This is a genomic window from Micromonospora sp. I033 (assembly GCF_053890995.1).
This window is the reverse complement of sequence record NZ_JBSSLX010000232.1, coordinates 1-8,758: the sequence shown is the minus strand read 5'-3', so window position 1 is coordinate 8,758 and position 8,758 is coordinate 1. Positions and strand designations below refer to the sequence as shown.

Annotated in this window: 7 protein-coding genes, 1 pseudogene and 1 riboswitch; of the genes and pseudogenes, 3 read left to right on the top strand and 5 right to left on the bottom strand. The window is 74.3% G+C overall.

The window, feature by feature from the left end; all coding sequences use genetic code 11:
• The coding region (thrC, locus tag ACW0Q9_RS26485) for a threonine synthase (RefSeq protein WP_456185826.1) at positions 1-1,107 on the bottom strand (1,107 nt) is incomplete at its 3' end.
• A gap of 12 nt (positions 1,108-1,119) precedes the next feature.
• Positions 1,120-1,252, bottom strand: a riboswitch (SAM riboswitch).
• A 91-nt stretch (positions 1,253-1,343) separates the two neighbouring features.
• Positions 1,344-2,309, bottom strand: coding sequence for a DMT family transporter (locus tag ACW0Q9_RS26480; protein ID WP_456185824.1), 966 nt, complete (start codon positions 2,307-2,309; stop codon positions 1,344-1,346).
• A 90-nt stretch (positions 2,310-2,399) separates the two neighbouring features.
• On the opposite strand from ACW0Q9_RS26480, the gene ACW0Q9_RS26475 reads away from it, so the two are divergent.
• Both ACW0Q9_RS26475 and ACW0Q9_RS26470 read left to right on the top strand, forming a co-directional pair.
• Complete coding sequence (locus ACW0Q9_RS26475; RefSeq protein ID WP_456185822.1) at positions 2,400-2,705, top strand: ArsR/SmtB family transcription factor; 306 nt, start codon at positions 2,400-2,402, stop codon at positions 2,703-2,705.
• 135 nt (positions 2,706-2,840) lie between these two features.
• On the top strand, positions 2,841-3,458 hold the full coding sequence (locus ACW0Q9_RS26470; RefSeq protein ID WP_456185820.1) for a DUF4232 domain-containing protein: 618 nt from the start codon (positions 2,841-2,843) through the stop codon (positions 3,456-3,458).
• A gap of 75 nt (positions 3,459-3,533) precedes the next feature.
• Here ACW0Q9_RS26470 and ACW0Q9_RS26465 read toward each other — a convergent pair whose 3' ends face one another.
• The 3 genes from ACW0Q9_RS26465 to ACW0Q9_RS26455 form a co-directional block, all read right to left on the bottom strand.
• Positions 3,534-3,977 (bottom strand): DoxX family protein, encoded by a 444-nt coding sequence (locus ACW0Q9_RS26465; RefSeq protein ID WP_456185818.1) that lies wholly within the window; start codon positions 3,975-3,977, stop codon positions 3,534-3,536.
• A gap of 142 nt (positions 3,978-4,119) precedes the next feature.
• Positions 4,120-4,998, bottom strand: a complete 879-nt coding sequence (locus ACW0Q9_RS26460; RefSeq protein ID WP_456185816.1) for an ABC transporter permease — start codon at positions 4,996-4,998, stop codon at positions 4,120-4,122.
• Entirely contained in the window at positions 4,998-7,868 is a 2,871-nt protein-coding gene (locus ACW0Q9_RS26455) for an alpha/beta fold hydrolase (protein WP_456185814.1), read from the bottom strand. The genes ACW0Q9_RS26460 and ACW0Q9_RS26455 overlap by 1 nt, the downstream gene beginning before the upstream one ends.
• A 376-nt stretch (positions 7,869-8,244) precedes the next feature.
• Here ACW0Q9_RS26455 and ACW0Q9_RS26450 point away from each other — a divergent pair.
• Positions 8,245-8,758, top strand: a pseudogene (locus ACW0Q9_RS26450) (hypothetical protein); the annotation flags it as partial.

Here is an 8,758-nt window from a genome sequence, read left to right as displayed (position 1 = left end):
GCCGCCGGCCGTCTCGGCGAAGACCCCGGTGGTCCGGGCGAGCAGCCGGATGCCGGCGCGGATCTCGTCGTCGTCGGCGTACTCCATCCAGCCGCCGGTGCGGCGCACCGCCTCCAGGGCGTAGAGGCCGGCGGCCGGGTCGCCGATGTTCAGCGACTTGGCGATGCCGGTCGGCTTCACCGGGACGATGGTGTCGGTGTCGGCGTGCAGCGCGGTGGCGATCGGGTTGCAGCCGGCGGACTGCGCGCCGAACACCTTCCAGCCGCCGGCCGGCGCCTCGACCAGCCCGATCTCGACCAGCTCGGTGAACGCCTTGTCGATCTTGGTGAGCAGCTCGCCGCTGGCCATCGGGATGACCACCTGGGCCGGGATCCGCCAGCCGAGCTGCTCGGCCACCTCGTAGCCGAGGGTCTTCGAGCCCTCCGCGTAGTAGGGGCGCACGTTCACGTTGACGAACGCGGTGTCCTCGAACTCGTCGGTCTCCACCAGCTCGCCGCAGAGCCGGTTCACGTCGTCGTACGAGCCGTCGATGGCGACCAGGTCGCCGCCGTAGACGGCGGTGGTCACCACCTTGCCCTGCTCCAGGTCGCTGGGGATGAAGACCACCGAGGGCACCCCGACCCGGGCCGCGTGGGCGGCCACCGAGTTGGCCAGGTTTCCGGTGGAGGCGCAGGCGTAGCGGGTGAAGCCGAGCGCCCGGGCCGCGGTCAGCGCCACCGAGACCACCCGGTCCTTGAACGAGTGGGTCGGGTTGCCACTGTCGTCCTTGACCCAGAGCGGGGCGGTGACGCCCAGCTCGGCGGCGAGGTGCGGGGCGGCGACCAGCGGGGTCAGCCCCGGGTCGAGGGTGACCCGCAAGGCCGGGTCCTGGCCGGCGGGGAGCAGGGCGGCGTACCGCCAGAGGTTCTTCGGGCCGGCCTCGATCTGCTCGCGGGTGACCGCGGCCAGGGCGGCGGTGTCGTAGTCGACCTCCAGCGGGCCGAAGCACTCGTAGCAGGCGTGCTGGGCGGCCAGCGGGTAGCGCGCGGAACAGGCGCGGCAGATCAGGGCGCGGGCCGGGCTGAGGCTGGTGTCGATGCCGGAGGCGGCGGGAAGCGTCGACGTCATGTCGAGGGTTTCCTCTCATCTTTCCCCGCATCGCCGGGTGCGGCGGGGACGGAATTGGCACCTGCCCGCCGTCGCTCGTCGTCGAGCGCGCGGGTGGTTGCCGGGGCGTCATCGGGCCGTATCCCTCAGCCCCTCTGGATGAGGTATGCAGTTGTGCCGCCGAGTCTATGCGGACGCCGGGGCGCGGCGGAGTCGGGTTCCCACGGTGTGAGCCCCGACCCCGCCGGCCCCCTGGATCAGCGCGCGACCACCGCGACCGGCTCGATCACCGCGGCGCGGTCGGTCACCGCGACCGCCGCCGGGGCGGCGGGCGCCTTCCGGGTACGGGTGACGAGGTTCGCGGCCACCAGGGCGGCCACGGTCAGCCCGGCGCCGACCAGCTCCACCGCGCCCGGCCGGTAGCCGCGCAGGAGCTGGACCACGAACGTGGTCACCGGCACCAGGTTCATGAACAGCGCGGCGTCGGCGGGCCCGAGCCGGCGCACGCCGATGTTCCAGGCCAGGCCCGCGACGACGGCGGCGATCAGCACCGCGTACGCGAGCTGGGGCGAGACCGCGACGAGATCGGCGGCGGCCGGCGCGTGCTGGAGCCCGGTGAGGTCGGCGACCGCGCTGACGGCGAACAGGGCGAGCGCGCCGGCGACGGAGGTCAGCGTGGTGTAGCGCAGCGGCGACCACTCGGGGAACCGGCTCGCCCCGTGGGTGTAGAACGCCCAACCGAGCACCGCGCCGACCATGAGCAGCCCGCCCAGGCCGAACTCGCCCAACCCGTCGAGCCGGCCGCGGGTGATCACCAGGCCGACGCCGACGAGCGCGACCAGGGAGAGGCCGAGCAGCGCGGGCCGGGGCCGTACGCCGTCCCGCGCCCAGCGGACCAGCTGGGTGACCACCGGCACGGTGGCGGCGAACAGGGCGACCTGCTGCGGGGCGGCCATCCCGAGCGCGAGGTTGGTGAGCGTGTTGAAGCCGGCGAAGCCGAGCGCGCCGAGCAGCAGCACCTCGGTCCCGCGCCGCGCGGTGCCCAGTGCGGCCACCCCTTCCCGGGCCAGGAGCAGGGCCACCAGCACGGCGGTGGCGAGCACGTACCGGGCGGTGGTCAGGTTGAGCGCGTCCACCCGGCCGAGCGCACTGGCCAGCACGGGGAACATGACGCCCCAGCTGAGCGCCGCGAAGAGCGGGAAGAAGGCGGAACGGGAACGCATCGCGGCTCCAATGTTCGAGTATCGTCGAACCAACGGAGCCGACTCTAGGAGGTTGTTCGACGAATGTCGAACATGGGTTACGCTGGTCACATGGAGCTGCACGAACCCGAACTGCGCGAGGTGCCGGTCACCGCCGTGCTGGCCGCCCTGGCCGACGACGTCCGGCTGCAGATCGTGCGCGCGTTGGCCGAGGGCGGCGAGTACGCCTGCGGCACCTTCGAGTTCGGGGTCTCCAAGGCGACCCGCAGCCACCACCTCAAGGTGCTGCGCGAGGCCGGCCTCACCCGGACCCGGGTCGCCGGCACCAGCCGCTACGTGCGGCTGCGCCGCGAGGAGCTGGAGCGCCTCTACCCGGGGCTGCTCGACGCGGTCCTCGCCGCGCCCGCCCGCGCCTGACCCCGGCCGGTCGGCCCCGCTGAGTCGCAGTGCCCGGCGGCCCGAACGCGACGGCCGAGGTGGGCGGCCACCGGGGCGGCGGAGAGGTGACATGATCGCCGGGTGCGGACGGCGGCGGCAGGGATCGGAGCCCTGGTGGCTGTGACGCTGCTCGCCGCCTGCGCCCCCACGGCGGCGCCCGACCGTACGTCCGGCCGTCCGACCGCACCGGGCCGGCCCACCCCGGCCGCCAGCACCGCAGCACCCCCGCCGGCCTGCTCGCCCGAGGGGATCCGCATCACCGAACTCGGGGTGAGCGCCGCCATGGGCCTGCGGGCCATGGGCCTGGAACTGGTCAACTGCGGCGACCGGCCGTACGAGCTGCGCGGCTACCCGGCACCCAGCCTCCGGGACGTCGACCGGGCCCCGCTGCGGGTCCAGGTGATCCCCGGCGCGCGCCCGATCACGTCCGGCTTCGACCAGCCGCCCACCCGGATCGTCCTGCGCCCCGGCGAGCGGGCCACCGCCGCGCTGCTCTGGCGCAACCTGGTCACCGACGCCACCGTGGTGGCGGGCAACGGCGCCTACCTCGACGTGGCCCCCCTGCCCGGCCGGCCTGCGTACCCGGTGGAGCTGGACGGGCCGATCGACCTCGGCAACACCGGCCGGCTCGGGGTGAGCGCCTGGAAGCGGGCCGACGGACCGTCCTCGACCCAGCCACCCGCCCCGAGCGGCCCACCCTCTTCGGCACCAACCCCCGACAGCCGCCTCTGAGGCACTCTCAATCGAGATCTTGGTAGCAAACGGCCCCTGGAGGGGCCACTTCCCACCAAGATCTCGGCGGGGACCTCAGGCGGGGACCGACGGGCGGGTGGTCGGGCTGGTGGCCACTCCGCGACGGCGGGGGAGCAGCGCGTCCAGGGCCCAGGTGCCCGGGCCGAGCACCGCGACGAGCAGGAAGGACCAGCAGAAGAGCGCGGCCAGCTCGCCGCCGTTGTGCAGCGGCAGCGGGTGGTCCGGCTGGTGCACCACGAAGTACGCGTACGCCATCGAGCCGGAGGCGAGCAGCGCGGCGGGGCGGGTGAACAGGCCGACGAGCACCAGCGCGCCGCAGACGAGCTGGATCAGCGCCGCCCACCAGCCTGGCCACTGGGCGAACGGGACCGCCTTGCCGGTCATCGGATTGCCGCCGAGGACGCCGAAGAGCGACGCCGCGCCGTGACAGAGGAAGAGCACCCCGGTGACCATGCGGAACAGGGCGAGGACGGGGCCGTTCAGCTGTGCCGGAACCATCGTGACCTCCTGAAACAGGTGTGGACTAGTCCCAGGATGGCCGACGACTTCATCGAAGTTAATAAATTCTTTGTTAACGGGATGAGAACATGGGAACGCTCCCATGATATGGGCGCGTGCCCACCGCGTGGGGGCGCCCGGGTCAGCTCGTGACGTCCTTGCGGGTGAACCGCCAGTAGGCCAGCCCCCAGAAGAGCGTGGCGTACGCGATCGCCGAGATGGCGCCGCGCACCACGTCGTCGGTCTGCACCGGGGTGGACAGCAGGCCCAGCCAGGCGCTGCTGAAGTGGGTGGGCAGGAACGCGCGCAGCCCGCCCAGCGCGGTGATCTGGTCGAGGATGCTGGAGAGGATCCAGAGCAGCACGGCCCCGCCGACCGCGCCCAGCGCGGCGTCCGTGGTCACCGAGAGCAGGAACGCCAGGCCGGCCACCACCAGCAGGACGACCGCCAGGTAGCCGAGCACGCCCAGCAGGCGGACCAGCCCGTCGGCCGGGGCCAGCTCGGCGGAGACCTGGCTGCGCAGCGGGGACCAGCCGTACCGGAGGGTGCCGGCGAGCAGCGCGGTCCCGGCGAGCAGCACCAGCGCCAGCGCCGAGTAGGCGAGCGCGACCAGCAGCTTCACCGTGAGCAGCCGGGCCCGGGGCACCGGGACGGCCAGCAGGTAGCGCAGGCTGCCCCAGCTCGCCTCGCTGGCCACCGTGTCCCCGCAGAACAGCGCGACCACGACGACCAGCAGGAAGGACGACGACACGAAGATCGAGAACAGGGTGAAGTTCAGCCCGCCCGAGGTGGCCAGGTCGACCAGGCTGGAGAACTCACCCCGGCCGTCCCGGTCGTCGTTGCCGGAGTCGAACTGGAACGCGACCAGGATGATCAGCGGCAGCAGCACCATGAACCCCAGCGCCAGCTGGGTACGCCGCCGCGACGCCTGCCGCCGGAACTCGGCGAGGAACGGCAGGGTGGCCGACGGCCGGTAGCCGGTCGCCGCCCCGACCGGTCCGTAGGAAGACGACTGCGCCATCACCGGTCCCCGCTTCCCCGAGAGTTCTCGCCGACCAGGGCGAGGAACGCGTCCTCCAGGCGCCGCCGGGGCACCACCCGGTCCACCCCGACGCCGGCCCGGACCAGCTCGGCCACCACCTCGCTGCGGGCGGTGCCGTTGGTGTCCACCACCAGCCCGCCGTCGCCGTCGGGCAGCACCCGGACGCCGGCCAGCCGGTCGAGCACCGTGCGCGCCGCGTCCGGGTCGCTCACCTCGAACAGCACGCTCGGCGACTCGCCGACGATCTCCTCGACCGGGCCGGACGCCACGATCCGCCCCTTGTTCACCACGACCGCGTGGGTGCAGGTCTGCTCCACCTCGGCCAGCAGGTGGCTGGAGACCAGCACCGCCCTGCCGTCGGTGGCGTAGCGCTGGAGCACCCGGCGCATCTCGGCGATCTGCGGCGGGTCCAGCCCGTCCGTCGGCTCGTCCAGCACGAGCAGCTCGGGGAGGCCCAGCATGGCCTGCGCGATGGCCAGCCGCTGGCGCATGCCGTGGCTGTAGTTCTTCGTCCGCCGGTGCACCGAGTCGCCCAGCCCGGCGATCTCCAGCGCCTCGTCGAAGTGCGCGTCGGCCCACGGCCGGCCGGTCGCCCGCCAGTACGCCCGCAGGTTCGCAAGGCCGGACAGGTGCGGCAGGAAGCCCGGCCCCTCGACCAGCGCGCCGATCCGGGAGAGCACCGGCGAGCCGGGCACCAGCCGGTGGCCGAAGACGTAGATCTCGCCGGCGGTGGGCTGGGTCAGCCCCATGAGCACCCGCAGCGTGGTGGTCTTGCCGGCGCCGTTCGGCCCGAGCAGGCCGACCACCTGGCCGGGATGCACCTCGAAGTCGACGTCGGAGACGGCGACGAAGCCGTCCGCGTACTCCTTGCGCAGGTTGCGGACGGCCAGCGGGACGCCCGCGTACGCCGGGTGGACCGAGCTGTCCTGGCGGCGGTGCCGGCGGCGGGCGAGCAGGACGACCACCACGAGCCCGAGCGCGATCGCGGCGAGCAGGCCGGCCAGCACCCAGCGCCAGACCGTGGCGGTGGTGGGGATGGGCGCGGCGTCGACCGTGGGCAGCACCAGCGGGCCGTCGCCGAGCGCCACGGTGTGCACGGCCGGCTCGGCCGGGGTGGCGTACGCCTGGTCGGAGGTGGCCACCACGACCCGCAGCCGGTGCCCGGCCTCGACCCGGCGGACGATCGCCGGCAGGGTGACCGTGACCGGCGGGGCCTCCTCGACGGTCCGCGGCAGGCCGGTCAGCCGGACCGGCGCGACCAGGCCGTCGGGCAGCGTGGCCGCGCCCTGCGGGTCGACGTCGTAGAGCTTGACGAAGAGCACCGCCTCACCGGTCGCGGAGGCGACCCGGATCCGCACGCTCGGGGCGCCGACCACGTCGACCGGGTCGGCCAGCGGCGCGGACTCGAACCGGACGTGCTGGCCGGGGATGTCGCCGGCCACCCCGTCCAGCAGCGAGCCGAGCGCACCGGCGAACGGCACCGACGAGATGGCCGCCGGGTTGCCGTTGGGCGGGTTGGCGACCGGCTGGGCCGGGCCGGCCAGCGTCACCTCGCGGCGGCCCTGCCCGGTCACGCCCGGGTAGTCGGCGGTGCGGAAGCCGGTGGCCACCAGGCCCCGGTCGAGCGCGTCGAACCCGGCGATCCGGGAGAAGGTGAAGCTGTCGCCGGGCACCTCCCCCTCGCCCTTGACGTAGTGGTCGAGCCACTGCGCGGTCAGGAACTTCACCCGGTCGGAGTCGGAGGTCGGGCCGGTGCCGCCGTCGTGGCCGCCGGTGAACCAGGCGACCCGCACCGGGGTGCCGGCGGCGGCGATGCCCCGGGCGTTGGCGTCCGCCTCGGTGAGCGGGAAGAGGCTGTCCGCCTCGCCCTGCACGAGCAGGGTGGGCGCCTTGATCCGGTCGAGCACCCCGGCCGGCGAGGAGCGGCGCAGCAACTCGACCGCCTGGGCATCGGCCCGCCCGGTGGTGGCGATCCGCAGGTACGCGGCACAGACGTCGGCGGCGAACCGGCCGCAGGACGGGTCGGCGGCGCCGGCCGGCGCGCGACCGGGACCGGTGCCCGGACCGGCGCCGGGCTGCGGGCTGGGCGCGCCGGCCGACGCCGGGGCGCCCTCCGGCTGCGTCGCGGTGGTGCCGGAGAGCCCTGCCGGACCGGAGCCGGCGTTGCCGCCGCCACCGAAGAAGATGCCGGCCCAGCCCTTCTTGAACACGCCCTCGGTCGGCGCCTTCCCGGTGCTCTCCGGCAGGAAGGCCCGGGACAGGTCGTTCCAGGTGATCATCGGGACGATCGCGTCGACCCGGCGGTCCTGCGCGGCCAGCAGCAGGGCCAGGCCGCCGCCGTACGAGCCGCCGACCACGCCGACCCGGGGGTCGCCCGCGGCGTCGAGGCGGATGTCCGCGCGGGCGGCGAGCCGGTCGAGCAGGCGCTGGGCGTCCCGCACCTCGTGGTCGGGGCTGTCGAGGTGGATCTCGCCGCCGCTGCGGCCGAACCCGCGGGCGGTCCAGGTGAGCACCGCGTAGCCCCGGGCCACCAGGTCCTCCGCGTCGGAGCGGACCGACTCCTTGGTGCCGCCGAAGCCGTGCGCCAGCAGCACCGCCGGGACCCGGTGCCGGGCCGACGCGTCGCCGGGCAGGTAGAGCGTGGTGTCCAGGTCGACCGGCTGGTCACCGGCCGGTCCGGAGCGGACGGTCACCAGGGCCGACTCGGTGCGGAAGTCGGTGCGCTGCGGGCGGGCCGCCCAGAGCAGGGCGGCGGCGACCAGGACGACCACCACCACCGCGGCGACGACCCGGCGTGGGCGGCTGGCCAGGGCGCGCCGGATCCGCGCGACGGGCAGCGGTGATCTCATGCGGCACACGGTACGGGCCGCCGGCTGAGCGTTACCTGAGATCCGCCGTACGTCCGTCCGGTTGCTCTGTTCGTTGCCCGGGTCCCGTCGATCGCGGAAGGTCCAGAGCGTCCCAGCGGGATGAATTCGGATCCCGTGAATTCACATCTACGCCTGCAAATCGCCGCCGATGCCCCCTTCTCTCCGGCCATATCGGACGCTCCGTAGGTACTGGATCAACCGCACGTGACGCGACCGGAAGTGACGCGAAGCTGACTCACCGAGCACGCTCCCACGTGCGCCCGGTTCGACTAATTTTCCGGTCCGGTGCACGGGACTGCGCACGGCGACCTCCCGGCTCCGGACCGTCCCCCGCCGTCGCCGGAGGAGACAGACCATGACCGTCCCCGCGCCGCGGGTCCGTCGACGGCCCTCACTACCGGGCCGCGCCCTGCCCCTGCTGCTGGTGCTGGCGCTGCTGGCCCCGCTGGGGCTGCTCTTCGCCCAGACCGACGGGCACACCGGCGACGACCGCGACCTGGCGACCCGGGAACGGCTCGGCGTCCGCTACCTGCGCGCGCTCGGGCCGGTCACCGACGCGCTGGCCGACGCGCAGACCACTGCGGTCGCCGGCCGGCCGGTCTCCCGGACGGCCCTCACCGCCGCCGTCGAGCAGGCGGCGCAGGTGGACAGCGCGATCGGCGACCGGCTCCGCACCCGGGAACGGTGGGCCGGGGTGCGGGCCAAGCTGGAGGCGCTGCCGGACCGCGGGTTCGCCGACCCGGAGGCGGCCTTCCAGGCGTACGGCGAGATCAGCGACCTGCTGCTGGCCCTGCACCGGAAGGTCCGGGAGGCCTCCGGCCTGGTCCGCGACCCGCGCTCCGACTCCTTCTTCGTCCAGGACGCCGTCG

Bases quoted from the DNA above. Each gene is read 5' to 3' on its own strand.
- ACW0Q9_RS26480 (WP_456185824.1), bottom strand. From the start codon at position 2,309: ATGCGTTCCCGTTCCGCCTTCTTCCCGCTCTTCGCGGCGCTCAGCTGG.
- ACW0Q9_RS26475 (WP_456185822.1), top strand. From the start codon at position 2,400: ATGGAGCTGCACGAACCCGAACTGCGCGAGGTGCCGGTCACCGCCGTG.
- ACW0Q9_RS26465 (WP_456185818.1), bottom strand. From the start codon at position 3,977: ATGGTTCCGGCACAGCTGAACGGCCCCGTCCTCGCCCTGTTCCGCATG.
- ACW0Q9_RS26460 (WP_456185816.1), bottom strand. From the start codon at position 4,998: ATGGCGCAGTCGTCTTCCTACGGACCGGTCGGGGCGGCGACCGGCTAC.
- ACW0Q9_RS26455 (WP_456185814.1), bottom strand. From the start codon at position 7,868: ATGAGATCACCGCTGCCCGTCGCGCGGATCCGGCGCGCCCTGGCCAGC.